This is a genomic window from Kitasatospora sp. NBC_01300 (assembly GCF_041435235.1).
Lineage (GTDB): Bacteria > Actinomycetota > Actinomycetes > Streptomycetales > Streptomycetaceae > Kitasatospora.
In genome coordinates this window covers 4,512,643-4,538,192 of sequence record NZ_CP108408.1, presented here as the reverse complement: position 1 = coordinate 4,538,192, position 25,550 = coordinate 4,512,643, and the positions used below count along the sequence as shown (strand labels likewise).

General features: G+C 73.4%; 28 protein-coding genes. 11 read left to right on the top strand and 17 right to left on the bottom strand.

Features of this window, described 5'->3' with window-relative positions; translation table 11 throughout:
• Positions 1–122: 122 nt before the first annotated feature.
• Positions 123–1,451 (bottom strand): glutamate-1-semialdehyde 2,1-aminomutase, encoded by a 1,329-nt coding sequence (hemL, locus tag OG556_RS20165; RefSeq protein ID WP_371518321.1) that lies wholly within the window; start codon positions 1,449–1,451, stop codon positions 123–125.
• A 292-nt stretch (positions 1,452–1,743) separates the two neighbouring features.
• Between hemL and OG556_RS20160 the strand changes: the two genes are divergently transcribed.
• Positions 1,744–2,373 (top strand): hypothetical protein, encoded by a 630-nt coding sequence (locus OG556_RS20160; protein WP_371518320.1) that lies wholly within the window; start codon positions 1,744–1,746, stop codon positions 2,371–2,373.
• Positions 2,374–2,438: 65 nt separating this feature from the next.
• On the opposite strand, the gene OG556_RS20155 is transcribed toward OG556_RS20160, so the two are convergent.
• The 4 genes from OG556_RS20155 to OG556_RS20140 all read right to left on the bottom strand — a co-directional run bounded on the left by OG556_RS20155 (position 2,439) and on the right by OG556_RS20140 (position 6,607).
• Positions 2,439–2,930: a MarR family winged helix-turn-helix transcriptional regulator gene (locus OG556_RS20155; RefSeq protein ID WP_063348868.1), complete on the bottom strand. Its 492-nt coding sequence runs from the start codon at positions 2,928–2,930 to the stop codon at positions 2,439–2,441.
• A gap of 63 nt (positions 2,931–2,993) precedes the next feature.
• Positions 2,994–4,286, bottom strand: coding sequence for a glycosyltransferase family 39 protein (locus OG556_RS20150; protein WP_371518319.1), 1,293 nt, complete (start codon positions 4,284–4,286; stop codon positions 2,994–2,996).
• 170 nt (positions 4,287–4,456) lie between these two features.
• A complete protein-coding gene (locus OG556_RS20145; RefSeq protein WP_371518318.1) occupies positions 4,457–6,133 on the bottom strand; it encodes an RICIN domain-containing protein in 1,677 nt (558 codons plus the stop codon).
• A 234-nt stretch (positions 6,134–6,367) separates the two neighbouring features.
• On the bottom strand, positions 6,368–6,607 hold the full coding sequence (locus OG556_RS20140; protein WP_363587791.1) for a chaplin: 240 nt from the start codon (positions 6,605–6,607) through the stop codon (positions 6,368–6,370).
• A 231-nt stretch (positions 6,608–6,838) separates the two neighbouring features.
• On the opposite strand from OG556_RS20140, the gene OG556_RS20135 reads away from it, so the two are divergent.
• The 4 genes from OG556_RS20135 to OG556_RS20120 all read left to right on the top strand — a co-directional run bounded on the left by OG556_RS20135 (position 6,839) and on the right by OG556_RS20120 (position 8,442).
• Positions 6,839–7,090 (top strand): chaplin, encoded by a 252-nt coding sequence (locus tag OG556_RS20135; protein ID WP_350878448.1) that lies wholly within the window; start codon positions 6,839–6,841, stop codon positions 7,088–7,090.
• Between the two features lie 235 nt (positions 7,091–7,325).
• Positions 7,326–7,568 (top strand): chaplin, encoded by a 243-nt coding sequence (locus OG556_RS20130; protein ID WP_363587789.1) that lies wholly within the window; start codon positions 7,326–7,328, stop codon positions 7,566–7,568.
• 105 nt (positions 7,569–7,673) lie between these two features.
• The gene (locus tag OG556_RS20125; RefSeq protein WP_063348863.1) at positions 7,674–7,943 is read left to right on the top strand and encodes a chaplin; all 270 of its coding nucleotides are present in this window, start codon (positions 7,674–7,676) and stop codon (positions 7,941–7,943) included.
• Positions 7,944–8,061: 118 nt separating this feature from the next.
• Complete coding sequence (locus OG556_RS20120; RefSeq protein ID WP_363617825.1) at positions 8,062–8,442, top strand: hypothetical protein; 381 nt, start codon at positions 8,062–8,064, stop codon at positions 8,440–8,442.
• Between the two features lie 79 nt (positions 8,443–8,521).
• Here the strand turns inward: OG556_RS20120 and OG556_RS20115 are convergent, their stop codons facing one another.
• Complete coding sequence (locus tag OG556_RS20115) at positions 8,522–9,178, bottom strand: hypothetical protein (RefSeq protein WP_363617823.1); 657 nt, start codon at positions 9,176–9,178, stop codon at positions 8,522–8,524.
• A gap of 302 nt (positions 9,179–9,480) precedes the next feature.
• Here OG556_RS20115 and OG556_RS20110 point away from each other — a divergent pair, with 302 nt between their 5' ends.
• The 3 genes from OG556_RS20110 to OG556_RS20100 all read left to right on the top strand — a co-directional run bounded on the left by OG556_RS20110 (position 9,481) and on the right by OG556_RS20100 (position 10,753).
• A complete protein-coding gene (locus tag OG556_RS20110; protein ID WP_030232098.1) occupies positions 9,481–9,825 on the top strand; it encodes a hypothetical protein in 345 nt (114 codons plus the stop codon).
• 77 nt (positions 9,826–9,902) lie between these two features.
• Complete coding sequence (locus tag OG556_RS20105; protein WP_188309838.1) at positions 9,903–10,247, top strand: rodlet layer protein; 345 nt, start codon at positions 9,903–9,905, stop codon at positions 10,245–10,247.
• 239 nt (positions 10,248–10,486) lie between these two features.
• Positions 10,487–10,753, top strand: a complete 267-nt coding sequence (locus OG556_RS20100) for a hypothetical protein (protein ID WP_371518314.1) — start codon at positions 10,487–10,489, stop codon at positions 10,751–10,753.
• Between the two features lie 76 nt (positions 10,754–10,829).
• On the opposite strand, the gene hemB is transcribed toward OG556_RS20100, so the two are convergent.
• From hemB to OG556_RS20065, 7 genes are all read right to left on the bottom strand, one after another.
• Positions 10,830–11,810: a porphobilinogen synthase gene (hemB, locus tag OG556_RS20095; RefSeq protein ID WP_371518313.1), complete on the bottom strand. Its 981-nt coding sequence runs from the start codon at positions 11,808–11,810 to the stop codon at positions 10,830–10,832.
• Between the two features lie 67 nt (positions 11,811–11,877).
• A complete protein-coding gene (locus OG556_RS20090; protein WP_371518312.1) occupies positions 11,878–13,527 on the bottom strand; it encodes a uroporphyrinogen-III synthase in 1,650 nt (549 codons plus the stop codon).
• Entirely contained in the window at positions 13,524–14,534 is a 1,011-nt protein-coding gene (hemC, locus tag OG556_RS20085) for a hydroxymethylbilane synthase (RefSeq protein WP_363587777.1), read from the bottom strand. The genes OG556_RS20090 and hemC overlap by 4 nt, the downstream gene beginning before the upstream one ends.
• A gap of 41 nt (positions 14,535–14,575) precedes the next feature.
• Positions 14,576–15,913, bottom strand: coding sequence for a glutamyl-tRNA reductase (locus tag OG556_RS20080; protein ID WP_063348855.1), 1,338 nt, complete (start codon positions 15,911–15,913; stop codon positions 14,576–14,578).
• A 100-nt stretch (positions 15,914–16,013) separates the two neighbouring features.
• Positions 16,014–16,907: a redox-sensing transcriptional repressor Rex gene (locus OG556_RS20075; RefSeq protein WP_371518310.1), complete on the bottom strand. Its 894-nt coding sequence runs from the start codon at positions 16,905–16,907 to the stop codon at positions 16,014–16,016.
• Between the two features lie 101 nt (positions 16,908–17,008).
• Positions 17,009–17,755 (bottom strand): exonuclease domain-containing protein, encoded by a 747-nt coding sequence (locus OG556_RS20070; protein ID WP_371518308.1) that lies wholly within the window; start codon positions 17,753–17,755, stop codon positions 17,009–17,011.
• A 162-nt stretch (positions 17,756–17,917) separates the two neighbouring features.
• A complete protein-coding gene (locus tag OG556_RS20065) occupies positions 17,918–18,202 on the bottom strand; it encodes a glutaredoxin family protein (protein ID WP_063348853.1) in 285 nt (94 codons plus the stop codon).
• A gap of 119 nt (positions 18,203–18,321) precedes the next feature.
• Here OG556_RS20065 and OG556_RS20060 point away from each other — a divergent pair, with 119 nt between their 5' ends.
• The 3 genes from OG556_RS20060 (at position 18,322) to OG556_RS20050 (ending at position 22,349) form a co-directional block, all read left to right on the top strand.
• Positions 18,322–19,368, top strand: a complete 1,047-nt coding sequence (locus tag OG556_RS20060; RefSeq protein ID WP_371518306.1) for an HAD family hydrolase — start codon at positions 18,322–18,324, stop codon at positions 19,366–19,368.
• A 569-nt stretch (positions 19,369–19,937) separates the two neighbouring features.
• Positions 19,938–20,759 carry an ECF subfamily RNA polymerase sigma factor, BldN family gene (locus OG556_RS20055; protein WP_063351307.1) on the top strand — a complete coding sequence of 274 codons (822 nt, stop codon included), beginning with the start codon at positions 19,938–19,940 and terminating at the stop codon, positions 20,757–20,759.
• Between the two features lie 270 nt (positions 20,760–21,029).
• Positions 21,030–22,349, top strand: a complete 1,320-nt coding sequence (locus OG556_RS20050; RefSeq protein WP_371518305.1) for a DUF5667 domain-containing protein — start codon at positions 21,030–21,032, stop codon at positions 22,347–22,349.
• Positions 22,350–22,513: 164 nt separating this feature from the next.
• Here OG556_RS20050 and OG556_RS20045 read toward each other — a convergent pair whose 3' ends face one another.
• The 4 genes from OG556_RS20045 to OG556_RS20030 form a co-directional block, all read right to left on the bottom strand.
• Entirely contained in the window at positions 22,514–23,521 is a 1,008-nt protein-coding gene (locus OG556_RS20045; protein WP_371518304.1) for a lysophospholipid acyltransferase family protein, read from the bottom strand.
• A gap of 7 nt (positions 23,522–23,528) precedes the next feature.
• Entirely contained in the window at positions 23,529–24,641 is a 1,113-nt protein-coding gene (locus OG556_RS20040) for an NAD-dependent epimerase/dehydratase family protein (protein WP_363618043.1), read from the bottom strand.
• Positions 24,642–24,860: 219 nt separating this feature from the next.
• Complete coding sequence (locus OG556_RS20035; protein WP_003948845.1) at positions 24,861–24,959, bottom strand: 30S ribosomal protein bS22; 99 nt, start codon at positions 24,957–24,959, stop codon at positions 24,861–24,863.
• Positions 24,960–25,148: 189 nt separating this feature from the next.
• A complete protein-coding gene (locus OG556_RS20030; RefSeq protein ID WP_063351305.1) occupies positions 25,149–25,358 on the bottom strand; it encodes a helix-turn-helix domain-containing protein in 210 nt (69 codons plus the stop codon).
• Between the last annotated feature and the right edge of the window lie 192 nt (positions 25,359–25,550).

Genomic DNA, 25,550 nt, shown 5'->3' with positions numbered 1-25,550 from the left:
CATCCCGCCTGACCGCACCGGCGAAACGTCCAAGTACGACCCAGTACGAGGACGCTTCGCCGGCACGCCCAGCCGGGCGCCCAACGCCGCGCGCTGATCCGCCGCGAATTGTCGGACACGCCCTAGACCGTGGCCGCGGCGGCCGCGCGGGCGGCGGCCGGAAGGGCGGCGGCGATCCGCTCGATCGCCCGCTCGTCGTGGGCCGCCGAGACGAACCAGGACTCGAAGGCGGACGGCGGCAGGTAGACGCCCTCGGCGAGCATCGCGTGGAAGAAGGCGGTGAAACGGTACGCCTCCTGGGTCTTGGCCTCGTCGTAGTTGGTGACGGCGGCCTCGGTGAAGAACACCGAGAACATGTTCCCGGCGGTCTGCAGCCGGTGCGTCACGCCCTCCTTGGTGAGCGCCTCCGACACCAGGCCGGAGATCTCGGCGGCGACCTTGTCCACGGTCGCGTACACCTCGTCGGTGCAGCCGCGCAGTTGGGCCAGGCCGGCCGCGGTGGCGATCGGGTTACCGGACAGGGTGCCCGCCTGGTAGACCGGGCCGGCCGGGGCCAGGTGGGCCATCACGTCGGCGCGCCCGCCGAAGGCCGCGGCCGGGAAGCCGCCGCCCATGACCTTGCCGAAGGTCAGCAGGTCCGGCGCCCAGCCCTCGTTCGCCGCCTCCAGGCCGTACCAGCCGGCCTTGGAGACGCGGAAGCCGGTCATCACCTCGTCCGAGACGAACAGCGCGCCGTTCGTCCGGCAGAGCCGGGCCAGGCCCGCGTTGAAGCCGGGCAGCGGCGGGACGACGCCCATGTTGCCGGGCGAGGCCTCGGTGATCACGCAGGCGATCTCGCCCGGGTGGGCGGCGAAGGCCTGCTCGACGGCGGCCAGGTCGTTGTAGGGCAGCACGATGGTGTCGCCGGCCTGGGCGCCGGTGACGCCCGGGGTGTCCGGCAGGCCGAAGGTGGCCACGCCCGAACCGGCGGCGGCCAGCAGGGCGTCCACGTGGCCGTGGTAGCAGCCGGCGAACTTCACCACCTTCGCGCGCCCGGTGAAGCCGCGGGCCAGCCGGATCGCGGACATGGTGGCCTCGGTGCCGGAGGAGACCAGGCGGACCTGCTCGACCGGGGCGACCCGGCCGACGATCTCCTCGGCCAGCTCGACCTCGCCCTGGCCGGGCGTGCCGAAGGAGGTGCCGCGGGTGACCGCCTGCTGGACGGCGTCGATCACCGCGGGGTGCGCGTGGCCGAGGATCATCGGGCCCCACGAGCACACCAGGTCGACGTACTCGCGGCCGTCGGCGTCGGTGAGGTAGGGGCCGGTGCCGGACACCATGAAGCGCGGCGTGCCGCCGACCGCGCGGAAGGCGCGCACCGGGGAGTTGACGCCGCCGGGCGTCACGACGGAGGCGCGGTCGAACAGCGACTGGGACTGGGGGGCTTCGTAGGGGTAGCTCACGTGAGACATGGTCTCAAATCGTGTCCTTGAGCTCTGCATGTCGGACCCGATCATCTGGAACGATGATCCGGGCACCGTTGTCTGTACGGTTGTCCGTACAGACGGGGCCGCTGACTGCTCCGGAGCACGGACCAGTCAGACTGTGCACTCAGAGTGCGCAAGTGTTCCGGTTGTGTGCAGGGGTGTGGAGAGGACTGCCGCGTACCGCGAGTGGGTACGGCGGCGCATGACGGGTAAGGAGCACGTCCGGAGGGACGCCGGACGTGCGGGGGTCTGTCGATTCCGGCGAATTCCGGTGAGGATGGTCCGAGTGTCCGAGGCGCAGGACGGCTACGACGAGGCTGCGGGGGGCTCCCGCAGGCCCGCCGAAACCGCACGCGGGGGTAAGGGAGCGGGCACGGGTCGTGGCCGCCGCGGCGGCGAGAGGCGGGGTGAGGGACGCGTGGGGGTGACGTACAAGTACTTCGGCGCACCGGACCGCGCCACCGCCGCCAGAGTCCCCACCGCCCTCGGACCGGGCGGGCTCGGCCTGGACGCCGGCGAACTCGGCTCGCTCGGGCGGCTCGGCGACCTGATGGAGACCAGCGGCTCCCCCAACGGCCACCTCTCCACCAAGATCAAGCCGGAGACCATGAGCGCCATGGTCCTCACCGGCATCCAGGGCGTCCCGCTGCACCAGGTCCCGCCGCTGGAACTCGTCGTGCTGCACCCCGACTACGCCGTCGTCCAACTCCCGCAGAACGTCGTCGAACCGCTCCGCAAGGCCGACGAGACCGAACTCGGCGCCGCCGCCTTCATCTGGTCCACCGTCCCCGACCGGCGCGGACCGCGCGACGCCTTCGTGATCTACAGCATGCTGCACGAGTGGCAGGACTTCGCCAACCGGCTGCACGAGGCCGGGCACCAGCTGTACTGCCTGGTCTGGCCGTAGGACTTCCCGGAACCCTTCGCCCCGCCCGCCGAACGGCGGCCGGGGCGAAGGGATGTGATCTCGCGTCAGTTCGTCCGGGCGCGACGCGCCCGGCGGACCGCCCGTTCGCTCTCCACCGGCTCCGCCAGCGGCCCGTCCACCAGGCGCGTCAGCGCCGACACGAACACGTCCCGCTCCGGGCCGGGCAGCGACTCCAGCACCTCCCGGTGCACCCGGTCGGCGATCGCGGTGCCCCGCTCGACGGCGCGCTCGCCCGCCTCGGTGACGGAGATGATCCTGGCCCGGCGGTCGGTCGCGGACGGGCGGCGCTCGGCCAGGCCCGCCTTCTCCAGCTCGTCCACGGTGACGACCATGGTGGTCTTGTCCAGGTCCGACAGCTCGGCCAGCTGGATCTGGGTGCGCTCGGTCTCCTGCGCGTGGAACAGCACGGAGTACGCGCGGGGGGTGATCCCGAGCTCGGTGAAGGCGGCCGCCATCCGGGTCGCCAGCACGTGGCTCGCGTGGTCCAGCAGGCCGGAGATGTCACGGATCTGGCGCACGGGCGGGGTCGTCGTCATACGTCCGAGATTAGCAACGGCCCGTCCGCTGCCGGATGATCCCGTTGGCAACCAACTCCGGGTCTACGGGATGCCCAACTCGAACAGCGCATACCCCGCGTACCAGCCCGCCGCCACCACCGGCATCGCGAGCAGGCCGACCAGCGAGGACGTCCGCACCCGGCGCAGTGCCACCGCCAGGCCGATGAACAGCGGGAAGGCCGGCAGCAGGTAGCGCGAGATGTTGCCGAAGATCTGGTTGCTGCTCAGCGCGGTGGCGATGGTGAGCACCGTGTAGACCACCAGCACCAGCGGCGGCCGGGTGCGCCACAGCAGCACCAGCAGTCCGGGCAGGGCCATCAGCAGGGCGATCGCGATCAGGTCCGGGGTGGGGTTGGACTGCCAGAAGTTCCAGTGCCCGGTGATCACGTCCATGACGGTGCGGACCGTGGAGGCGCCGCCGTCGAAGTAGCGGTTCCAGGCGCCCCGCTGGAGCTTGAAGTAGCCGCCCCAGTCGCCCATCCGGTAGCCGACCCAGACGACGTACCCGATCAGGCCCCACGGGGTGATCAGCATCGCGGTCAGCGGCCGGGCCACCCCGTCGGTGCGCCGGATCAGCGCCACCAGCGCGGCGATCGACACCGCGGCGATCAGCGCGGCGGCGGTCGGCCGGTTGAGGCCCGCCACCAGCGCCAGCACGCCGGCCGTCAGCCAGTGGCGGGTCATCACGCAGTAGCAGGCCCAGGCGGACAGCGCGACGAACAGCGAGTCCGAGTAGACCGCCCACTCCACCCCCGAACCCGGGAACAGGCCCCAGATCACCGCGGCGATCACGCCCGCCCGGAAGCCGCCTAGCCGCTCCGCGATCGCGAAGATCCCCGCCGCCGCGACGAGCGAGGCGATCACCGAGACGGCGATCCCGGAGCCGTACGGGCCGAGCCCGGTGACCGCGCCGACCAGCCGCATCAGCCACGGGTAGAGCGGGAAGAAGGCGGCCGAGTTCTCGTAGTAGGAGGCCAGCGGCCAGCCGTGCATCGGGAGCAGCTGCGGGTCGTAGCCGTTCTCGGCGATCCGCTGGTACCAGACGCCGTCCCAGGTGCCCAGCACGTCCCACGGCTGGGCGCCGCCGCCGCGGCCCGGGTTCTTCTTGAGGTAGTCCCCGGTGTGCGACAGCAGCAGCATGAAGACCGTGAGGCCGATGGCCTTGACCACCGCGTACGCCCCGAGCGCGGGCGCGAAGCGCTCCACCAGGGTGCCGAACCGCCCGGGCCGCCGGCCCGCCCGCTCCTCGGAGCGCTCCGCGGGCCGCTCCGCCTCCGGCGCCGCGGGCGCGCCGGGCTCGGTGCTGGACGACTCGGTGCTCGATGCCGTGCTCATCTGCTCTGGGTACTCCCCGCCACGCTGGTGGTCCGCGCGGCTACGGCGCAGCGATTTCAGGTGAGCCTACGGCACGTCCCCACCTGCCCCGCGAACGCCCGCCCGCCCCGAAAACCCCGTGGCGCCGCCCCCACCGGCCGATGGGGGCGGCGCCACGGGGGTGCCCGGGATCAGCCGTGGAGGTAGACGATGCCGAGTTTGGTGAGCTGCCAGAGCTGGGTCGCGGCGCCGGTGTCGGTGGCGAGTTCGACGGCGGGGTTGCCCTTGGCGTCGAGGGTGGTGCCGGGGGCGATCACCTTGGTCGGGTCCTGGGAGTCGGCGATCTTGTAGCGGCCGCCGCCGGCCGGCTTGAGGACCCAGTGCTGGTTGCCGCCGCCGTTGCAACGCCACTGCTGGATGCGGGTGCCGGCGGCGGTGGAGGCGGCGTTGGCGTCCAGGCACATGTCCCGGTTGCCGCTGAAGTCGAGCTCGTAGCTGCCGCCGGCCTTGGCCTCCAGGACGAAGGACTGGTTGAGCCCGCCGGTGGCCGGATAGGTGATGGCGGCCCGGCCGTTGGTGGAGTCGCCGTAGGTGCCGCCGCCGGTGAGGTCGAGCGCGTTGCCGCTGGCCGCGTTGGTGAGCTGGTACCAGGAGCCGTCCTCGGGGGCGTCCGCGAACGGCTGCCCGGGGGTGAGCGGCTGGATGGAGGTGGTGTTCTGCTGGTTGAGCGTGCAGTAGGCCTGCGCCAGTTCGGGCTTGGCGAAGAACTGGCCGAGGCAGACGCCCTCGCCTCGGTAGCCGGCCACCCTCAGGTGGTACGACTGGCGGACCATGTTCATGCACAGCCCGGGGATGCCGATCTGCGAGTCGCAGCCGTTGCGGGCCCACTCGGCGAGGTTGATGACGTCCCCGTTGCTGTACTCGTACGGGGAACTGGTCCACTCCGCGCAGACCTCGTGGCCGAAGGCGACCCGCCGCTGGTCGAGGTAGCGCACGCCGGGCACCTGCTCGGCGGCGCCGCGCAGCGCGTCGCTGAAGGTCGGCACCACCCAGTTGTGGCCCCAGGCCAGGTCCTCGGGGAAGGCCGGGCAGCCGTCGGCGACCTTGCCGAGGTAGTCGTTGCGCCGGATGTCCGGGGTGATCGGATTGAAGTACGACTGGTAGACCAGCTGGTACGAGGAGTCGGCGTAGCCCGCCTTCCGCATGGTCTGCCGGATGTTCTGGAGCGCCGCGACGACCTTGGGCTGGACCCGCTTGGCGCGCTGGACGATCTCGTCGCTGCCGATGGTGTCGCGGCAGCCCTGGTCCTTGGGGATCGGGAAGTACTGCGCGAGGCAGTGCATCATGATCCCGCTGAAGTCGAAGTCGTCGTTGGCGCCGATCGTGACGACGACCATCTTCACGTCGTACCTGCCCGCCGCGTCGGCGAGTTTGACGTCCTGTTTGGGCTCGCCGAAGTCGCCGCTGCCGGAGCCGGTGACCTTGGCGAGTTCGGGATCGCTGACCAGGTCGCCGGTCTGGGCCCCGGAGCAGGCGAGGTCGATCGGGGTGACCCCGGGGATGTCGGTGACGAAGATCTCCGACTTGGGGTGCCGGTGGCAGTAGTTGGTGGGGCTGTCGGTCTCCGGGAAGTAGCCGTCGTTGGTGTCGGTGCCGGCGCCCTCCCCGGAGATGGCGCTGTCGCCCAGGGCGATGATGGCGGCCGGGCGGGTGGCGCCGGCCGCGGGGGCCGGGTCGGCGAGGGCGGCGGGGGCGCCGGCCAGGCCGAGGGCGGCGACGAGGGCGCCGGTGGCGAGCAGCGCGCCGTACGGGGAGCGGCGCGCCACCGTCCGGGGCCGCCGCGCCGCTGTCAGTCGGGACCTGATCACACGCGACTCCTTGCGGGGGGGGTGGGGGGCCGCCCGGCCGGGCGCCGAGCGGCGCGGAGCAAGAAAGGTGAGCAGGTCTCATATTCTAGGTACTGACAAGTAACGCAACAAGGCTTGTGACACCGCCGGAACCTGACGCCCCGACACGCCCCCGGACATGCGCAGAGCCGCCGCCCCGCGCCCCAGGAGGGAAGCGCGGAACGGCGGCTCGTACCGGCCGAACCGGGAGCAGGATCAGCCCAGGTTGGCGCAGTGGTTGCCGAACGCCGGGTTCAGCAGGCCGATGATGTCGATGGTGTTGCCGCACAGGTTGACCGGCACGTGAACCGGAACCTGAACCTGGTTGCCCGAGATGACACCGGGGGAACCCGCGGCGACACCCTCGGCGCCGGAGCTGGCCATCGCGGTGCCGGCGCCGGCGGCCACGATGCCCACCACGGCCGCGCCGACGGCGGCGGTCTTCTTGATGCTCATACGAGCCTCCTGACTGTTCATACAGAGATGCACGGGGAGTGCGACATCAAGAACGACACCCACCCGGGCCGGTTGCGACAGTGGACGCACTGTCACCCATCCGGCCCAACGGGGACGGCGACCGGCATTCGGGTGATCAGCGGACCGGACCGTTTCCCCTCGCGCGGTGCCTCGTTCTCTCTGGCGGAACACGATCCACCCGGCCCCCTTCACACGAATCGAGTACCGCCCATGCGCAAGCTCGCCCACGGCGTCGTCGGCACCGCGGCCGGCGCCGCCCTGCTCGCCGCCGGCGCCGGCGTCGCGTCCGCCCACCACCTGCACGGCGCGTCCGCCGAGGGTGTCGCGGCCGGCTCGGCCGGCGTGGTCTCGGGCAACTCGGTGGAGGTGCCCGTGCACATTCCGCTCAACGTGTGCGGCAACTCGATCGACGTGGTGGGCCTCCTGAACCCGGCGTTCGGCAATAACTGCCTCAGCGCCTGACCGGGAATTCCCCTGGTCGCACCTCCGCCCGAACCGCTCCCGGCCGTGCGGGAATTGTTCGCGAGGTGCTGGAACAACGCGGCGGCCGCGTCGACGCCCGAGCCATGGGCGAAACACGCCGGTGTGCGCCGCCGGAGTGACAATCACGGCAATCCCCAGAAGCCAGCGGGTGAGTATTCGTGCTCGCCCGGCTCCCGACATTTCCCATCCGTCGGGCAGAAAACGGAGGAAAGACATGCGCAACTTCAAGAAGGCCGCCGTCCTGTCCCTGGCCGCCACCGGTCTGGTCCTCGGTGCCGCCGGCGGTGCGTTCGCCAGCTCCGGCGCCGAGGGCGTGGCCGCCGGCTCCCCCGGCGTGCTCTCCGGCAACCAGATCCAGATCCCGGTGCACGTCCCGATCAACCTGTGCGGCAACTCCATCAACGTCATCGGCCTGCTCAACCCGGCGTTCGGCAACACCTGCGTCAACGCCGGCTGAACCGGCCGTCGCCGCACCGGCGACAGCTGATTCACCGAGTGCCGCGCCCCGCGACGCCGGGGCGCGGCACGCTCCACCCGTGTGTGATCGAGGAGATCAACCCCCATGCAGAACGTGAAGAAGGCCGCCGTCCTGTCCGCCGCCGCTGCCGGCCTGGTGCTCGGCGCGGCCGGGTCCGCCGCCGCCAGCTCCGGCGCCGAGGGCGTGGCCGCCGGCTCCCCCGGTGTCGTCTCCGGCAACCAGGTCCAGATCCCGGTGCACATCCCGGTCAACCTGTGCGGCAACTCCATCAACATCGTCGGCCTGCTGAACCCGGCCTTCGGCAACAGCTGCGCCAACGTGGAGCTCCCCCCGCCGCCCGCGGACGACTGCTGATCCCCGATCGGCACCCGTTCCGGCCGTACTGCCCCCCGACCAGCCGGCCGGGGGGCAGTTCGGCATCCCCGGGCGGCCGGTGGCCGTCCGGCCCCCGATCCACCGAAGGGTGATCCGCATGGTTTCGAAGAAGAGCGGGGCCTGCCTGGTCGTCGCCGTCGGCGCCACGGTGCTGCTCGGCGCCGGCTCGGCGCAGGCCGCCACCACGACCGATTCGGCCCCCGCGTCGGGCCCGGCCAAGCTGGCGAAGACCGATGTCGGTCAGGCGCTGAACGGGACGACCTCCGGCCTCGGTTACGGGCTCGCGCCGGTCAAGGACCTGCGCCTGGACCCGTGGGCGAACTCCTCGGCCGACGTGCTCAACAACGGCGCGACCGTCAAGCCCGACCAGGGCCTGGCCCCGGTCGGCACCGGCGGGCTGACCGGCCCGCTGAGCGCGGGCGGCGGCATCCGGGACCTCCCGCTGGTCGGTGGGCTGACCGGCGTGCTGCCGGGCTGAGCCGCCCGGCGCAGGCGGGAGCCCGGCACCCCGGTCGCGTCCGGGGTGCCGGGCTCCACCGTGCCCGGAGCCGCTGGGCTCAGAGCTGGGTCAGGTCGGTCAGGCCGGTCTGCTGCACCACGCCGGTGGTGGTCGCGGTGGTCGTCGCGGCCAGGTCGCCCACCTTGTCGGTGACCGAGATCGGGTGGTCGTCGTCGCCGAGGCTGGCAGTGGCACCCGGAACGGCCTGCACCGTGCCGGTGACCAGTCGCGGGTCCACCTCGCCCACCTTGAGCCGGCCGTCGGCCAGCTGGCCGGTGCCGTCCTGGACGAGGGCGAGCGGCTTGCCGACGGCGAGGCCGGGGGTGTCGGCGTGCAGCGGCGCGGCCGGGGCCTCCAGCAGCACCTGGCCGAGGTCGGCGCCCTGGTCGACCAGCGGGAGCGGCAACTGGGCCTTGGCGCTCGGGCCGACCTTCCCGGTCTGCAGCTCGGGGACCAGCCGGTCCGGGATGAGCTCGGTGCTGGTGGTGCGGCCGGGCGCCGGCGGCAGGAGCAGCGAGGTCGGGATGCCGGCCGTGACGCGGCTGCCGAGCGGGGTGAGCGGCACGTCCGCCGGGACCTGCTGGGTGGCCAGCTTGTCCTCCAGGGCACCGACCTGGTCGGGGCTGACCGGGGCGGCACTGGCCGCTCCCTGGGAGGCGAGCATGCCCGCACCGACCGCCAACAGCATCGCGCCGGCCCGCTTGGAGAACTTCATGCTTTTCACCGTTCTGCCTGTCCGTACTGGAGATCCCTGAAGGGAGGGGCTGCGGGGCGCAGCCGGAAAGCAATCTGCCTCAACGAGTGACCGCGAGTGCGGATTGCGGCGGTTAACCGGTTCGGCCTAATAATCCGACCGGAAACCACTCTTCGACGCGCCTCCCGGACTCTTTTCAAAAATCCCCGTAACCTTCCGTGCCGTCATTCTTTGATCTGGACGTCAGTCACTGCAGACCGGGTCTGAGCGTTCTACGCGTTGTACGCACGGAAACCAAGAGCATTTCAGAGAGGGATCTTCCCATGATCCAGAAGTCTTTCGCCGCCGCCGGCCTGGCCGTCGCCGCGCTGGCCGCCGCCGCCGCGCCCGCCTCGGCGATCGGTGACGCGGACGGCGCCGCAGCCTCCATCGAGGGCAACGGCGGCACCAACTTCACCGGCACGGTCGGGAACAACAGCCCGAACTTCCACTTCCTGGACAACGCGAACGTCTGCCTCCCCGAGATCCACAACATCGCGGTGGGCGTGCTCGGCGTGGCCGTCCCGGTCGAGGTCCCGATCGCCAACAGCGGTGGCAAGCAGTACTGCACCCAGGGCCAGGGCACCCAGAGCCACGGCGACGCGGGCGTGTCCCACCTGATCGGCTGACCGTTCCCCCAGCTGCACTCCCCCTGAACCACCCTTCGAATCGCTCCCCGATTCACCCCTCGAGAGGAAAACCGGAAATGATCAAGAAGTCCCTCGCCGCCGCCGGCCTGGCCGCCGCCGCCATCGCGATGTCCGCCGGCTCGGCCTCCGCCATCGTCGACTCGGACGGCGCCGCCACCTCCGTCCAGGGCAACGGCGGCACCAACCAGACCGGCACCCACGGCAACGGCAGCCCGAACTTCCACACCCTGGACAACGCGAACATCTGCCTGCCGGAGGTCCACAACATCGCCGTCGCCGTGGTCGGCGTCGCGGTTCCGGTCGAGGTGCCCGTCCTGAACAGCACCCCGAAGCAGATCTGCAACGTCGGCCAGAACACCCAGTCCTCGGGCGACGCGGGCGTTTCGCACCTGATCGGCTGATCAAGGGGCACGGCACGGACGGAGGGCCCGGGGAGGTACGTCTCCCCGGGCCCTCCGGGCGCTACGGGTGCTTCGGGCGCCACGGGCGAGGTGTCCGGCCGGCCGCCGCCGAACAGGCGCGGACCGGCCGGGTGAGCGGGCGTTCGGACCGGCGCGTGGGGTGTCGGCCCGAACGCCCGGATGTGATCACGTGTCAGAGGCAGCGCCCGCCGGGGCGCTCCGAAAGAGAGGGCATTTCCATGAAGAGCAAGCTGGCCAAGGCCGCACTGACCGCCACCGCCGCGCTGGCGCTCGCGGGTGCCGCCACCCCGGCGTTCGCGCACGTCGGCTTCGCGGGCGGCGGCGAGTTCGTCGCCTCGGGCGACCACCCGTTCGCGGCCGGTGCGGGCTTCGGCGTCGGCCACACCAGCGACGTCATCGCCGGCGGCTTCGGCGGCGGCGCCGCCACCTCCACCGACGTGATCGGCGGCGGCGAGGGCTTCGCGCACATCAACGGCTGGAAGTAGGACCCGGAAGGCCGGGCCGCTCCCACGGGGAGCGGCCCGGCCTTCTCGTTGCCCTGCTTCTGCCTTGCGGCGCGGGCTACTTGAGCATCGCGGCGGCCTCGACCGCCCAGTAGGTGAGGATCTGCTCGGCCCCGGCCCGGCGGATCGAGGTGAGCGTCTCCATGATCATCCGCTCCCGGTCGATCCAGCCGTTCGCCGCGGCCGCCTCGACCATCGCGTACTCGCCGGACACCTGGTACGCGGCGACCGGCACCGGGGAGGCGTCGGCGACCTGGCGCAGGATGTCCAGGTAGGCCATGGCCGGCTTGACCATCACCAGGTCGGCGCCCTCGGCGAGGTCCTGCTCCAGCTCGCGCAGCGACTCACGGGCGTTGGCCGGGTCCTGCTGGTAGCTCTTGCGGTCGCCCTTGAGCGAGGAGCCGACCGCCTCGCGGAACGGCCCGAAGAACGCCGAGGCGTACTTGGCGGTGTAGGCGAGGATGCCCACGTCCTGGTGCCCGGCCTCGTCCAGCGCCCGCCGGATCACGCCGATCTGGCCGTCCATCATGCCGGACGGGCCGACCAGGTGGACGCCCGCGTCCGCCTGCACCCGGGCCATCTCGGCGTAGCGCTCCAGGGTGGCGTCGTTGTCCACGCTGCCGTCGGCGGCCAGCACGCCGCAGTGGCCGTGGTCGGTGTACTCGTCCAGGCAGAGGTCGGACATGACCACCAGGGCGTCGCCGACCTCGGCGACCACGTCGCGGATCGCCTGCTGGAGGATGCCGTCCGGGTTGGTGCCCTCGCTGCCGGTGGCGTCCTGCACGGCCGGCACGCCGAACAGCATCAGGCCGCCCAGGCCCGCCTCGGCCGCCTCCACCGCGGCCTTGCGCAGGGTGTCCCGGGTGTGCTGGACCACGCCCGGCATGGAGGTGACCGGGACGGGCTCGCTGACGCCCTCGCGGACGAACAGCGGCAGGATCAGCTCCGCCGGGTGCAGCCGGGTCTCGGCGACCAGGCGGCGCATCGCCGGGCTCTGGCGCAGCCGGCGCGGGCGTACGTACGGGAATTCAGCGGACACGGCTTCTCTCTCCGAACGGTTGTGCAGTGCCGGGGGCGACGGATCGCCGCCCCCGGTCCCGAGGGTGTCAGCGGGCCTTGCGGCGCGAACCCGGACGGCGCTCGCTGGGCCGGTAGACCGGCTCGCCGGCGGCCGTGGCGGTGTCGCGGCGCCTGGCCCCGAAGTCTGCCAGCGCCTGGGCCAGCGCGGCCGCCGACGGCGCCGGGGCCATCACGTCGACCCGCAGGCCGTGCTCCTCGGCGGTCTTGGCGGTGGCCGGGCCGATGCAGGCGATGACCGTGACGTTGTGCGGCTTGCCCGCGATGCCGACCAGGTTCCGCACGGTCGAGGACGAGGTGAAGAGCACCGCGTCGAAGCCGCCGCCCTTGATCGCCTCGCGGGTCTCGGCCGGCGGCGGCGAGGCGCGCACCGTCCGGTACGCCGTCACGTCGTCGACCTCCCAGCCCAGCTCGACCAGGCCGGCCACCAGGGTCTCGGTGGCGATGTCGGCGCGCGGCAGCAGGACCCGGTCGATCGGGTCGAACACCGGGTCGTACGGCGGCCAGTCCTCCAGCAGGCCGGCCGCGGACTGCTCGCCGGAGGGCACCAGGTCCGGCTTCACGCCGAAGTCCACCAGGGCCTGCGCGGTGGTCTCGCCGACCGCCGCGACCTTGATCCCGGCGAACGCGCGGGCGTCCAGGCCGTACTCCTCGAACTTCTCCCGGACCGCCCGGACCGCGTTCACCGAGGTGAAGGCGATCCACTCGTAGCGGCCGGTGACCAGGCCCTTGATGGCCCGCTCCATCTGCTGCGGGGTGCGCGGCGGCTCGACCGCGATGGTCGGCACCTCCTGCGGCACCGCGCCGTACGAGCGCAGCTGCTCGGACAGGCCGGTGGCCTGCTCCTTGGTGCGCGGCACGAGCACGTTCCAGCCGAACAGCGGCTTGGTCTCGAACCACGAGTGCGAGGACCGGTGGGCGACCTGCTCTCCCACCACGGCTATCACCGAGGTCGCCGGGTCCACCGGGGCGGAGACCGGCGAGGGCAGCACCCGGGCGGCCTTCAGGTCGGCGGCGATGCCGGACAGCGTGGAGGTGAAGGTCCGCTGCCGGGTGGTGGTGCCGGAGAGCGTGGCGCTCAGCGCCGACTCCGGCTTGCGGCCGTTGGCGACCAGGGCGCCGGCGGTGGCCGGCAGCTGGCCCAGGGTGGTCCGGACCACCAGGGTGGTCTCCGGCGCGCCCAGGTCCACCGGGCTGCCGGCCAGCAGCGCGGTGCCGTCCACGAAGCGCACGTCGGTGCCGGCCGCGCCGCGCAGCGGGACGCCCGCGTACGCCGGGACGCCGACCGACTGGGCGACGCCCGGGATCACCTCGAAGGGGATGCCGTCGCCGGCGCAGCTGAGCATCTCCTCGGCGGCGCAGCCGTCCAGGCCCGGGTCGCCGTCGACGGTGCGGACCACGTGCTTGCCGGCCCGCACGGCCTCGGCGACCAGCCGGGCCAGGTTGAAGTCCGCGCCCTCGGCCGCCGGGGTGTGCACCTGCACACCGGCCGGACAGTGGGTGCGCACGGCCACCGCGGTCAGCGGGTCGGCGACCAGGATGTCGGCCGAGGACAGCACCTCGACCGCGCGCAGGGTCAGCAGCCCCGGGTCCCCGGGGCCCGCGCCCAGGAAGGTGCACCGTCCGGTGGCGGACTGGCCGCCCGGGAACGGGGTTTCGGTGGCGGCGGTGGGGCTCATCGGGCTCGCTCCCCCATCAGGGTGGCCGCGCCCGCGTCGAGCAGCCGGGCGGCCAGCGCGCGGCCGAGGGCCGTCGCGTGCTGCTCGGCGGTCTCGTCGAGGACGATCGGACCGTTGGCGGACATCTTCAGCAGGGCGGCGCCGTCGGGGTCACCGACCACGCCCTCCAGCCGCAGTTCGTTCGGCCGGACCCAGGTGGCCAGCGCGGCCACCGGAGCCGAGCAGCCGGCCTCCAGGGTGGCCAGCAGGGCCCGCTCGGCGACCACGGCGACCCTCGTGGGGGCGTGGTCCAGCGCGGCGAGCGCGGCGGTCAGGTCGGTGTCGGCGCTGGTGCACTCGATCGCGAGCGCGCCCTGGCCGGGGGCCGGGACCATCAGCTCCGGGTCGAGGTGCTGGGAGATCTCGGCGCTGCGGCCGAGCCGGTTGAGGCCGGCCGTGGCCAGCACCACCGCGTCCAGCTCACCGCTGGTCACGTAGCCGATCCGGGTGTCCACGTTGCCGCGGATCGCGACGGTCTCCAGCGCGGCGCCGCGGGCGGTCGCCCAGGCGTTCAGCTGGGCCATCCGGCGCGGCGAGCCGGTGCCGATCCGGGCCGGGCGGCCGGCGCCGGCCAGCTTCTCCACCAGCTCGTCCAGGGTCAGGCCCTCGGCGGCGACCAGGGCGTCCCGGGCGTCCTCGCGCTCGGGGACGGCGGCCAGCGCCAGGCCCTCCGGGGCGGCGGTGGGCAGGTCCTTGAGCGAGTGCACGGCGAAGTCGATCCGGCCCTCCAGCAGCGCGTCCCGCAGGGCGGAGACGAACACACCGGTGCCGCCGATCTGCGCCAGCGCCTCCCGGGAGGTGTCGCCGTAGGTGGTGATCTCGACCAGCTCGACGGGGCGCCCGGTGACCCGGGTGACCTCGCGGGCCACCATGCCCGACTGGGCCATGGCGAGCGCGCTGCGCCGGGTGCCGAGCCGCAGGGTCGCGGTGGCGGCCGGAGTCTGCTCCGTGATCGGTTGACCATTCATGAGGTGATCGTCCCGGTGGTACTCGTGGGATGGCTGACGGTTCATCTGGCGCCTCCGCCCGAGGGCTGGGGGCCGCCGACGGGTGTGCCCGACACGGCGTGCACGGCCGCCGGGTCGAGGTCGAACAGCTCGCGCAGCGCGTCCGCGTAGGAGGCGCCGCCGGGCTCGGCGGCCAGCTGCTTCACCCGGACGGTCGGGGCGTGCAGCAGCTTGTCGACGACGCGGCGGACGGTCTGGGTGATCTCCGCGCGGGAGCGCTCGTCCAGGTCGGGCAGCCGGGAGTCCAGCCGGCCCAGCTCGGCGGAGACCACGCCGGAGGCCATCGCCCGCAGCGCGACCACGGTCGGCGCGATCCGGGCGGCCCGTTGGGCGGCGCCGAAGGCGGCCACCTCGTCGGCGACGATCCGGCCGACCTGGTCCACGTCACCGGCGCCGGGGGTGGCGGCGTGCGCGTGGGAGAGGCTCTCCAGGTCCACCAGCAGGGCGCCGGGCAGCTCGTGCACGGCGTGGTCGACGTCGCGCGGCATGGCCAGGTCGAGCAGGGCGAGCGGCTGGTCGGCGGTGCGGGCGGCGACCGCGGCGGCCACGTCCCCGGCCTTGACCACCACGCCGGCCGCGCCGGTGCAGGAGATCACCAGGTCGACGTCGGCCAGCGCCTCCGGCACCTTGGCGAGGTCCAGGGTGCGGGCCACGCCGGAGCCGAGGATCTCGACCAGGCGCTCGGCGCGGGCCGGCGTCCGGTTGGCGATCAGCACGTCGGTGACGCCGGAGCGGACCAGGGTGGCGGCGGCCAGCGAGCTCATCGAGCCCGCGCCGACCACCAGCGCCCGCTTGCCGGCGATCTCGCCCGCGCCCGCCGCGACCTGCTCCAGGCCGAAGGTCACCAGCGACTGGCCGGCCTTGTCGATGCCGGTCTCGCTGTGCGCCCGCTTGCCGACCCGCAGCGCCTGCTGGAACAGCTCGTTCAGGCCGCGCCCGGCGGTGTGCTCCTCCTGCGCGGTGGCCAGCGCGTCGCGCAGCTGGCCGAGGATCTGGCCCTCGCCGACCACCATCGAGTCCAGGCCGCAGGCCACCGAGAACAGGTGGTGGACGGCGCGGTCCTCGTAGTGGACGTAGAGGTGGGAGGTCAGCTCCTCCAGGTCCACCCCGCTGTGGTGGGCGAGCAGCAGCGACAGCTCGGCGACGCCGGCGTGGAACTTGTCCACGTCCGCGTACAGCTCGATCCGGTTGCAGGTGTTGAGCAGCGCGGCCTCGGCGACGGTCGCGGTGGCGGCCGCGTCGTGCAGCAGCCGGGTCGGCACCTCACCGGTCAGCGCGGCGCGCTCCAGCACGCCGACCGGCGCCGTGCGATGGCTCAGTCCAACGACGAGAAGACTCACGCCCGCCCCCAGGTCCCACGGTTGTCCGTACTCATGCGGCCGCCCCGCACCGCTCGGCGGGAGCTCCGCACGACCTGCGCCCTGCGACTGACTCGCTCGCTCATGCGGGCATCACCGCGGGGAGATCGCCCTCCTCGCCCTTGCCGGACTGGCCCGGCTCGGCCTGGTCCTTGGCCGCGGGCTCGGCGGTGCCGCGGCCCTTGCCGCTGCCGCCCGCCGCGCGGCGCAGCTTGGCGGCCGCCGCCCGGACCGGGCCCGGGGCGCGGTCCAGCACCGACTCGGCGCGGTCCGGCTCCTCGCCGGCCTTGCGCTGCTCGTGGAAGGCCAGGATCTGCAGCTCGATGGAGAGGTCGACCTTGCGCACGTCCACGCCGTCCGGGACGGTCAGCACGGTCGGGGCGAAGTTGAGGATGCTGGTGACGCCGGCCTCCACCAGCCGGTCGCAGACCTGCTGGGCGGCGCCGGGCGGGGTGGTGATCACACCGATCGAGACGTGCTGGCTCTCGACGATCGACTCCAGCTCGTCCATGTGCCGCACCGGCAGGCCGGCCGCGCTGCCGCCGACCACGTTCGGGTCGGCGTCCAGCAGGGCGGCCACCCGGAAACCGCGGGAGGCGAAGCCGCCGTAGTTGGCGAGGGCGTGGCCGAGGTTCCCGATGCCGACGATGACGACCGGCCAGTCCTGGGTCAGGCCCAGCTCGCGGGAGATCTGGTAGACCAGGTACTCGACGTCGTAGCCGACGCCGCGGGTGCCGTAGGAGCCCAGGTAGGAGAAGTCCTTGCGCAGCTTCGCCGAGTTCACGCCGGCGGCGGCGGCCAGCTCCTCGGAGGAGACCGTCGGCACCGAACGCTCGGAGAGCGCGGTGAGCGCGCGCAGGTAGAGGGGGAGGCGGGCGACGGTCGCCTCCGGGATGCCCCGGGCACGCGAGGGTCGGCGCGCGGCGCCCTGGTCGGGCGTCTGCGAACTGCTCTGTGGTGATCGGCCGATTGCCACGGTGCTCCTGTGGGTGAAGCTGGGCTTTGGCAGCCAGGCTATGCGTTTGTGAACGTGTGCACAAAGATGGTGTCCGTTTTGTCCCCACACAGTGATGCGCATCACGCCGTCGAACCCATAGCACCGCGCTCCGTCAGGAGGACGGCCGGGGCGGGTACCCCGGGCAGCCACGGGCCGTACGGCGCCTCCCGGCGCACCAGCGGGACGGGCGTGCCGGACGGGCGGGAGCGGGCCCGTCCCAGCCGCGGCCAGGGCACCCGGGCCGCCTCGCGCAGCGGGCCCGCCCAGTCGTCCGGCGGGCAGGACGGGACGCCGACGCAGTGCCGCAGCAGCTCGGCGGTCACCCGGGCGTCGCCCAGCGCGGTGTGCGCCGGGTACCAGCCCAGGCCCGCCGCCTCCACGCAGGCCGCCAGGCCGTGGCCGCGGGCCTGCGGCAGGTGGGCGCGGGCCAGCCGCATCGTGCACAGCAGCGGCACGGGCGGCAGCGCGACCCCGATCCGGGCGAACTCGCGGTCCAGGAATCCGTGGTCGCAGCTGACGTGGTGACCCACCAGCACCCGGCCGGCCAGCAGCTCCAGCAGCCGCGGGGCGATCTCCCGGAAGCGCGGGGCGCCCTCGACGTCCGCCTGGTGTATCCGGTGCACATGGGTCGGACCGACCGGGCCCAGCGGGTCGAGCAGGGTGGCGAACTCCGCCTCCGGGCGCAGCCGCTCGTCCAGCAGGACCACCGCGATCTCGACCACCCGGTGCCGCCACGGGCTGCGGCCGGTCGCCTCCACGTCCACCACGGCGAAGCCCCGGGCGCCCTGCGGGGCTTCGGGCGTCCCAGGGGTCGGGCCGGGAAGCATGGCGGCACTCCTCGTGTGCTCAGCCCCCCTCGGGCGCAAACGCGTTCGATCGTAAGCCGACCAACCGGGCCCGGCCCAAGCCGGACCGGGGTGTCTTCGACAACGATTCGGCGAACCGCCCCCGCCGAGTGGCGGGGCGGCAGCGCCGGTGCGCGGGAGCGGTCAGCCGCCGAGGGCGGCGCGCAGGCGGCGCTCGTCGACCCGCCAGAAGTCGTGCTGGCGGCCGTCGATCAGGGTCACCGGGATCTGCTCCCAGTAGCGCCGGTACAACTCCTCGTCCTGGGTGATGTCCTTCTCCTCGAAGGTCGCGCCCAGCTCGCCCGCCACCCGGACGATCACCTCCCGGGCGTCGTCGCACAGGTGGCAGCCGGGCTTGCCGACCAGGGTCACGGTGCGGTCGGCCGGCGCGGGCTTCGGGCTCTTGTCACGTCGCAGCAGTGGGCTCACCCGGCCATTGTCCGCCCGCCCGACGACCGCCCCGCCGGAGCCCGGGACCGCCCGGTGTTCACCGCGCGGGCACGCCGTCGTCACGGCCGCCGCGCGCCCGGCTGGCTATGCTCGATGACATGGCCGTGCTCCGAAGGCTCACCCAGACGAAGCGTTCCACCACCGAGCGGAGCGCCCTGGCGGGCGAGGCTGCCGCCGAGGCGGCGGCAGCTGCGCTGCAGGCCGATCCGGCGCCGGCCACCGCCCCCGCGGGGAGCCCGGTGGAGAGAACCGCGGAGAGCGCCGCACCCGCCGCAAGCACTCCTCCGGCCGAGAGCGCCGCGCCCGCCGCGGGCAGGCCCGGCAAGGCGCCCAAGGCCCCGGCCGAGAACCACACCCCCGAGCCGGGCGACCCGCGCGCCGCCGCGTTCTTCGACTGCGACAACACCATCCTGCGCGGGGCCGCGATCTTCTACCTCGGGGTCGGCCTCTACCGGCACGGCTTCCTCACCCGCCGCGACATCGCCCGGTTCGCCTGGCAGCAGGCCTGGTTCCGGCTGAACGGCGCCGAGGACCCGGAGCACATCTCGGACGCCCAGCACACCGCGCTCGGCCTGGTCGCCGGGAAGCGCACCGCCGACCTGGAGGCGATCTGCGAGGAGGTCTTCGAGCAGGTCGTGGCCGACAAGATCTGGCCCGGCACCCGTGCCCTGGTCCAGATGCACCTGGACGCCGGCCAGCGGGTCTGGCTGGTCACCGCCGCCCCGCTGGAGGTGGCCCGGGTGATCGCCCGTCGGCTCGGCATGACCGGCGCCCTGGGCACCGTCTCCGAGGTCGACGGGGGCCGGTACACCGGCCGGCTGGTCGGCGAGCTGCTGCACGGCCCGGCCAAGGCGGCCGCGGTGCACGCGCTGGCCCGGCACGAGCGGCTGGACCTCGACCGCTGCGCCGCGTACAGCGACTCGGCCAACGACATCCCGATGCTCTCGCTGGTCGGCCACCCGTACGTGGTGAACCCGGACGGCGCGCTGCGCCGCCACGCCCGGGCCCAGGGCTGGCGGGTGCGGGACTTCCGGACCGGCCGGAAGGCGGCCCGGGTGGGGCTGCCGGCCGCGGCCGCGCTCGGGGTGCTCGCGGGTGCGGCGGCCGCCGGGGTGGCCCTGAACCGCCGCCGCCGCTGCGCCTGACGGGCGTCCGCCTCCCCCGGTCGCGCCCCCTCCGACGGGCCTGCGCGGGGCCTCCCCGCGGCCTCCCTGCGCGGGTGACCAGCCGTCAACCAGGCCTCTGACCTGGCCCCTCGTACGGGCGAACTCCCGTTTCCGGTACGGCTTTCCGGCCTAATGAACGAACCTGTCAGCCGGTGACTGGTTCTGATCGTTCGCCAGACCGGGAAAGTCGGGGGTTGCCGGGCCTCAAGACTGGGAAACCACCGGTCCGACCGCCGAATTGGTCACCCTGGGCGCCCGAACGGTCACGTTGAGCCGGATGAACGACGACAGGACCGGTCAGTGTCAGCCGAATATGCGCGATAAATGGATCCCAAACGACCACTTCGACCACACGGTGTAGCTGTCATTGCACAAAGCGTTATTCTCTCCTGGATGCACGTCACCCACGCGCCCCGCTCGAACGGGCGGCGCGGGAGTGCTCTCCGCGCAGGCGGAGGTGATCCGTCCACAGTTCTGCCTCTGGGAGTCCCGTGTACCCACCCGTCCGGAACGACGCGCCTGCACCCTCCCGCCCGTCGTCCGCGCCCCTGCGCCCCCGCACCGGCCTCCGCGGCCGCCCCGTCGCCGACCGACAGATCTCCACCGGCCTGGACCTGCTGCGCAACCTGCTCCGCAGCCAGCTCGCCGCCTCGCCCCAACTCGTGCCCGCCGGCGCCCCGTTCGGCCACCCGCACGGCTCCGGCCTGGCGCTGCGCACCACCGCGGCTGGCTCCACCGGCACCGGCTCGCGCGGCCGCACCGGCAGCACCGGCGTCGGCCGCGGCCGCGCCCGGACCGCGCCGAGCCCCGGCTACGAGACCGAGCACAACCCGATCATGGAGCTGGTCGAGCGGGCCCAGGCCGGCGAGAGCGAGGCCTTCGGCCGGCTCTACGACCACTACGCGGACACCGTCTACCGCTACATCTACTACCGGGTCGGCAGCCGGGCCACCGCCGAGGACCTCACCAGCGAGACGTTCCTGCGCGCGCTGCGCCGGATCGGCACCTTCACCTGGCAGGGCCGGGACTTCGGGGCCTGGCTGGTGACCATCGCCCGCAACCTGGTCGCCGACCACTTCAAGTCCAGCCGCTTCCGGCTGGAGGTGACCACCGGCGAGATGCTCGACTCCAACGAGTGCGAGCGCAGCCCGGAGGAGTCGGTGCTGGAGTCGCTCTCCAACGCCGCCCTGCTGGACGCGGTGCACCGGCTCAACCCGCAGCAGCAGGAGTGCGTGACGCTCCGCTTCCTCCAGGGGCTCTCGGTGGCCGAGACCGCGCGGATCATGGGCAAGAACGAGGGAGCCATCAAGACCCTCCAGTACCGCGCCGTCCGCACCCTGGCCCGGCTGCTGCCGCCGGACGCCCGGTGAGGCCGCGGTGACCGGGGACGGCATAGCCGGCGGGCGGACCGGTCGGCCGTCACCAGCCGCACCCGGCCGACACGTCCGGGTGAACGGTCGATCCGATGATCAGCCGCGCGTAACCCACCGCCCGCACCACTCGTTGGCCAGCGTGCAAGTCCCCACCAGGCGTACGGTCAAGCCGAATTGCGACCTGTCACCCGATGGAGTGGCTTTGGCCCGCCGAGGCAACCGTCCGGCAGGCCGGGGTGTCGACAACGACGAAGGGAGGTGTGGCCCGTGACGGCAAACGTGCTGGAGCACCGACGGGCGAAGGCCTTCGCCGAGGCGCTGGAGGCCCACCGGGCGGAGCAGCGCGGCGCAGCGGACGCCGAATCGGCCAACACCGCTGCCACCGGCGCCGGTTCGGTCGCGATGGCCCAACTGGTCGGCCTGACCGACGCACTGGGCGCGATGCCCGGACCGGCGCTGGACCCGGAGGTACGGACCGTCCAACGCGCGCAGCTGATGGCCGCGTTCGAGCAGGCCTTCGCCGGCGGACCGGGCGCCACGGTGCCCCGCCAACGCCGGCACCGGGCCATCCGGATGGCGCCGCGCGGCCGCTGGAGCCGCCGGTTCGCGATCGGCGGGCTGGTCGCCGGACTGGCCGTCGGCAGCCTCGCCGGCGCCGCCGCCGCCAGCTCCAACGCCCTCCCCGGGGACACGCTGTACGGCATGAAGCGCGGCCTCGAAGGGCTCAGGCTCGACCTGGCGGACACCGACTCCGAGCGCGGCGAACTGCTGCTCGACAACGCCGCCACCAGGCTCGGCGAGGCCAAGACCCTGGTCGGCCACCCCGGCCCGGCCACCGGGCTCAGCCCGGGCACCGTCGAACGGGTCCGCCGCGCGCTGGACGACATGCACGCCGACGCCATCAAGGGCCGCGAGCTGCTCCGCTCGGTCTACCGCAGCAACGGCTCGCTCGGCCCGATGCGCGCCCTGGCCGGCTTCGCCCAGGGCGAGGACGGCCGCTGGACCGAACTGGCGGGCCAGCTGCCCGTCCAGCTCACCCAGCAGGCCCACCTGGTCGACCAGCTCTTCGACGACATAAGCGAGGACGTCGCGCCCCTGCGCCTGGCCCAGCCCGCCGCCAAGAGCGGTGGCCCGGCCGGCACCGGAGCGGGCGGCGACACGGCCGGCCCGGCCACCGGCGGCGCCCCCGCCGACGCCCCGGCGAACGGCTCCGGCGCCGCGCCCGGCAACGGCCCGGCCCAGGGCGGCGCCAGCGGCGCGACCAGCGGCGGCAACAACCGCCCCGGCGGCGCCGAGCGGGCCCCCGCCAGCACCGGCGCCAGCACGCCCGGCGGCACCGGCGCCAAGGGCGGCGGCCTGCCGAGCACCCTGCCCACCAGCGCGCCGGACGCCGTCAACGGGCTCGTCGGGGACCTCACCAGCGGGCTCACCGGCGGCAAGACCTCGCCGAGCGCCGCCCCGGCCCCGCCGCAGGCACCGCAGCCGCCTTCCGGCACGCCCAGCGCCCCGGCCGCCGGCCAGCCGCAGGGCGTCGAGGTGCCCCCGCTGATCCCGGGCCTGCTGCCCGGGCTGCGGCTCCTCGGCTGACCGGCGGCAGACCGGACGGCCGCCCGACGGCTGACCGGACGGCGCAGGGCCCCGGCGACACCTGGAGTTCCAGGATCGCCGGGGCCCTCGGCCGTGCCTCGCGGGTCCGCCGCGCCTCGGAGGCACGGGAGGCCCCACGGGTTGCGGGAAACCCAGCGGGAAACCTAGAAGAACACCGACCGCCGCTGCACCAGCAGCTTGTAGAGCGTGTGCTGGATCGTCTCGCGCACCTCGTCGGCCAGGTCGAAGACCAGCATCGGGTCGTCCGCCGCCTCCGCCGGGTACCCGTCGGTGGCGATCGGCTCCCCGAACCGGATGGTCCACTTGGTCGGCAGCGGCAGCACGCCCAGCGGCCCCAGCCACGGGAAGGTCGGCGTGATCGGCACGTACGGCAGGCCCAGCAGCCGGGCCAGCGTCTTCACGTTGCCGATCATCGGGTAGGTCTCCTCCGCGCCGACGATCGAGCACGGCACGATCGGCACCCTCGCCCGCAGCGCCGAGGAGACGAAGCCGCCGCGCCCGAAGCGCTGGAGCTTGTACCGCTCGGCGAACGGCTTGCCGATGCCCTTGAAGCCCTCCGGCCAGACCCCGACCACCTCGCCGCGCTCCAGCAGCGCCTGGGCGTCCTCGTTGCAGGCCAGCGTGTGGCCGGCCTTGCGGGCCAGCTCGTTGACGCCCGGCAGCACGAACACCAGGTCGGCGGCGAGCATCCGCAGGTGCCGGTGGTGCGGGTGGTGGTCGTGGATGGCGACCTGGGTCATCAGGGCGTCCAGCGGGATCGTCCCGGAGTGGTTGGCGACGATCAGCGCGCCGCCCTCGGCCGGGATGTGCTCGACGCCCTGGACCTCGATCCGGAAGTACTTCTCGGCCAGCGGGCGCAGCAGGGCGAGCAGCACCTCCTCGGTGAGCTCCCGGTCGAAGCCGAACTCGTCCACCTCGTAGTCGCCGGTGATCCGGCGGCGCAGGAAGGCCAGCCCGTCCGCGGCCCGGCCCTCCCAGCCCTTGCCGAACAGCCTGGTGGCCGCCGAACCGAGCTGCCCGGACAGCGCCCCGCCGACGGCGTCGGCGAGCCGGTCGGCGGGCCCGGGGTCGTCGGGCGAGGTCCAGCTGGGGGCGGACTCGATCGGGATGACCCTGGCCTCGCCCGGCGCGTTCTCGGCTGCGGCACTCATCGCGGGTTCAGCTCCTGGGTCGGCGGGGGCGGTCGGTACGGACGGTGGGGACGCCGGCGGCCGGGGCCCGCACCGGGCCGAGCAGGGCGGCCAGCCGGTCGGTGACGGCGGCCAGCCGCTCGGGCGGCAGCAGGCCCGGCCCCTGGGCGGCGGCGAAGTCGGCGAAGGCCTCCGGGGTGGTGAACGCCGGGCGGTAGCCGAGCGTCTCGCGCAGTCGCGCGGTGTCCACCACCCGGCCGTGGGTGAGCAGCCGCAGCTGCTCCGGCGAGACGTCCAGCAGCCGGGTCTGCCGGGCCAGCCCGGCCATCCAGCTGACCGCGGGCAGCAGCAGCGGCACGGTCGGCCGGCCGAGCCGGCGGGCGCACTGGGAGAGCAGCAGGACGCCCTCCCCGGCCACGTTGAAGGTCCCGGTGTTGACGGTGCCCGGCTCGGCCTCGGCGGCGGCCCGGCAGAGCACCGCGACGGCGTCGTCCTCGTGCACGAACTGGAGCCGGGGGTCGTAGCCGAGGACGGTCGGCAGCACGGGCAGCGCGAAGTACTCGCTGAGCGGGGTGTCCGCGCCGGGGCCGACGATGTTGGCGAAGCGCAGGACCGTCACCGCGACGTCCGGGCGGCGCCGGGCGAAGCCGCGGACGTAGCCCTCGACCTCCGCCGCATCCTTGGCGAAGCCGCCGCCGGGCGGGTTCTTCGGCTGGATCCGCTCGGTGAACACCGCCGGGTCGCGGGGCGCGGAGCCGTAGACGCCGGTGGTCGACTTGACCACCAACCGGCGCACCCCGGGCGCCTTCTGGCAGGCGCCGAGCAGCTGCATGGTGCCGATGACGTTGGACTCCTTCACCGCGGAGCGGTTGGTGGAGCCCAGGCCGGTGGCGCTGACGCTGAGGTGGACCACGGTGTCGACCCGGTGTTCGGCGATCACCCGGGAGACCGCCGGGCGGCGCAGGTCGAGCTGGTGGAAGCGGTACTCGGCGGCCGGTCCGTCCGGCTCCTCGACCGGCAGCCGGGGCGGCTGCACGTCCACGCCGACCACCAGGTCCACGCCCGGACGGCGGCGGACCTCGGCGGCGAAGCGGGCACCGAGATGGCGTGCCACGCCGGTGACGAGCACGACCACGCCCACGGTGTGCACCCCATTCCCTCGACCCGAGCGGCCTGCGTGCACCGTACCGTGCCGCCCTGCCGGGCCGTGAAACGACACCGCCCGCCCAGGCCGAGGCCTGGACGGGCGGTGGAACGCCTGAACCCCGCCGAGGCGGGGCGCACTACTTCTTCCTGCGCCGTTGTACGCGAGTCCGCGGATAACCCCCGCCTGGGCGGGGCCGAAGCGCAGGCTCAGGCGTTACTTCTTGTTGCGACGCTGGACCCTGGTCCTCTTCAGAAGCTTGCGGTGCTTCTTCTTGGCCATACGCTTGCGACGCTTCTTGATGACAGAGCCCACGGAACAACCCTCGCTCACTGAGACTCTCGCCCGTGAGAGACGGAGTCCATACGACTGACGGACGGCCTAGCCTACCGTCCACGGGCCCAGGGCCGTAATCGTGCTCCCGGTGACCGGGAAACTCGCGGGGAATCCCCGGCGAACGGGGGTGGGATCCGCAGCTGCGGCCCCACCCCCGCCCACCCGGAACTACGCGCTCTCAAGCCTCACGTAGGACTCCTTGAGGTACTCGTGCACCGCCTGCTGGGGCACCCGGAAGGACCGCCCGACCCTGATGGCCGGCAGCTCTCCGCTGTGCACCAACCGGTACACCGTCATCTTCGACACCCGCATGACCGAGGCAACCTCCGCCACGGTCAGGAAGACGACTTCCTGCAAGGGGCGTTCGCCGGAACTCATGACCATCACCCGACCCTTCACCCGTGTGCAAGGCACCGGCTTCCCCTCCGGTGACTCCACCGGCACACGTGTATCCCCAGAGTAGTTATGGGTGGTACCAGTGGGAAGAGGGGAGGTGCGGTCCTCGTACGGTGAGAGATAGGACTGTTGCAGTACGTAGTCACTCGGCGGAACGCGGGAGTGGGCGTACGC

What these genes read in the sequence shown, in the direction of transcription:
- OG556_RS20140 (WP_363587791.1), bottom strand. Translation starts at nt 6,607, where the DNA reads ATGAGCATCAAGAAGACCGCCGCCGTCGGCGCGGCCGTGGTGGGCATC.
- OG556_RS20150 (WP_371518319.1), bottom strand. Translation starts at nt 4,286, where the DNA reads ATGAGCACGGCATCGAGCACCGAGTCGTCCAGCACCGAGCCCGGCGCG.
- OG556_RS20135 (WP_350878448.1), top strand. Translation starts at nt 6,839, where the DNA reads ATGCGCAAGCTCGCCCACGGCGTCGTCGGCACCGCGGCCGGCGCCGCC.
- OG556_RS20105 (WP_188309838.1), top strand. Translation starts at nt 9,903, where the DNA reads ATGATCAAGAAGTCCCTCGCCGCCGCCGGCCTGGCCGCCGCCGCCATC.
- OG556_RS20090 (WP_371518312.1), bottom strand. Translation starts at nt 13,527, where the DNA reads ATGAGCCCCACCGCCGCCACCGAAACCCCGTTCCCGGGCGGCCAGTCC.
- hemC (WP_363587777.1), bottom strand. Translation starts at nt 14,534, where the DNA reads ATGAATGGTCAACCGATCACGGAGCAGACTCCGGCCGCCACCGCGACC.
- OG556_RS20110 (WP_030232098.1), top strand. Translation starts at nt 9,481, where the DNA reads ATGATCCAGAAGTCTTTCGCCGCCGCCGGCCTGGCCGTCGCCGCGCTG.
- OG556_RS20045 (WP_371518304.1), bottom strand. Translation starts at nt 23,521, where the DNA reads ATGAGTGCCGCAGCCGAGAACGCGCCGGGCGAGGCCAGGGTCATCCCG.
- OG556_RS20100 (WP_371518314.1), top strand. Translation starts at nt 10,487, where the DNA reads ATGAAGAGCAAGCTGGCCAAGGCCGCACTGACCGCCACCGCCGCGCTG.
- OG556_RS20130 (WP_363587789.1), top strand. Translation starts at nt 7,326, where the DNA reads ATGCGCAACTTCAAGAAGGCCGCCGTCCTGTCCCTGGCCGCCACCGGT.
- OG556_RS20030 (WP_063351305.1), bottom strand. Translation starts at nt 25,358, where the DNA reads ATGAGTTCCGGCGAACGCCCCTTGCAGGAAGTCGTCTTCCTGACCGTG.
- OG556_RS20160 (WP_371518320.1), top strand. Translation starts at nt 1,744, where the DNA reads ATGGTCCGAGTGTCCGAGGCGCAGGACGGCTACGACGAGGCTGCGGGG.
- OG556_RS20115 (WP_363617823.1), bottom strand. Translation starts at nt 9,178, where the DNA reads ATGAAGTTCTCCAAGCGGGCCGGCGCGATGCTGTTGGCGGTCGGTGCG.
- hemL (WP_371518321.1), bottom strand. Translation starts at nt 1,451, where the DNA reads ATGTCTCACGTGAGCTACCCCTACGAAGCCCCCCAGTCCCAGTCGCTG.
- OG556_RS20155 (WP_063348868.1), bottom strand. Translation starts at nt 2,930, where the DNA reads ATGACGACGACCCCGCCCGTGCGCCAGATCCGTGACATCTCCGGCCTG.
- OG556_RS20060 (WP_371518306.1), top strand. Translation starts at nt 18,322, where the DNA reads ATGGCCGTGCTCCGAAGGCTCACCCAGACGAAGCGTTCCACCACCGAG.
- OG556_RS20120 (WP_363617825.1), top strand. Translation starts at nt 8,062, where the DNA reads ATGGTTTCGAAGAAGAGCGGGGCCTGCCTGGTCGTCGCCGTCGGCGCC.
- OG556_RS20070 (WP_371518308.1), bottom strand. Translation starts at nt 17,755, where the DNA reads ATGCTTCCCGGCCCGACCCCTGGGACGCCCGAAGCCCCGCAGGGCGCC.
- OG556_RS20125 (WP_063348863.1), top strand. Translation starts at nt 7,674, where the DNA reads ATGCAGAACGTGAAGAAGGCCGCCGTCCTGTCCGCCGCCGCTGCCGGC.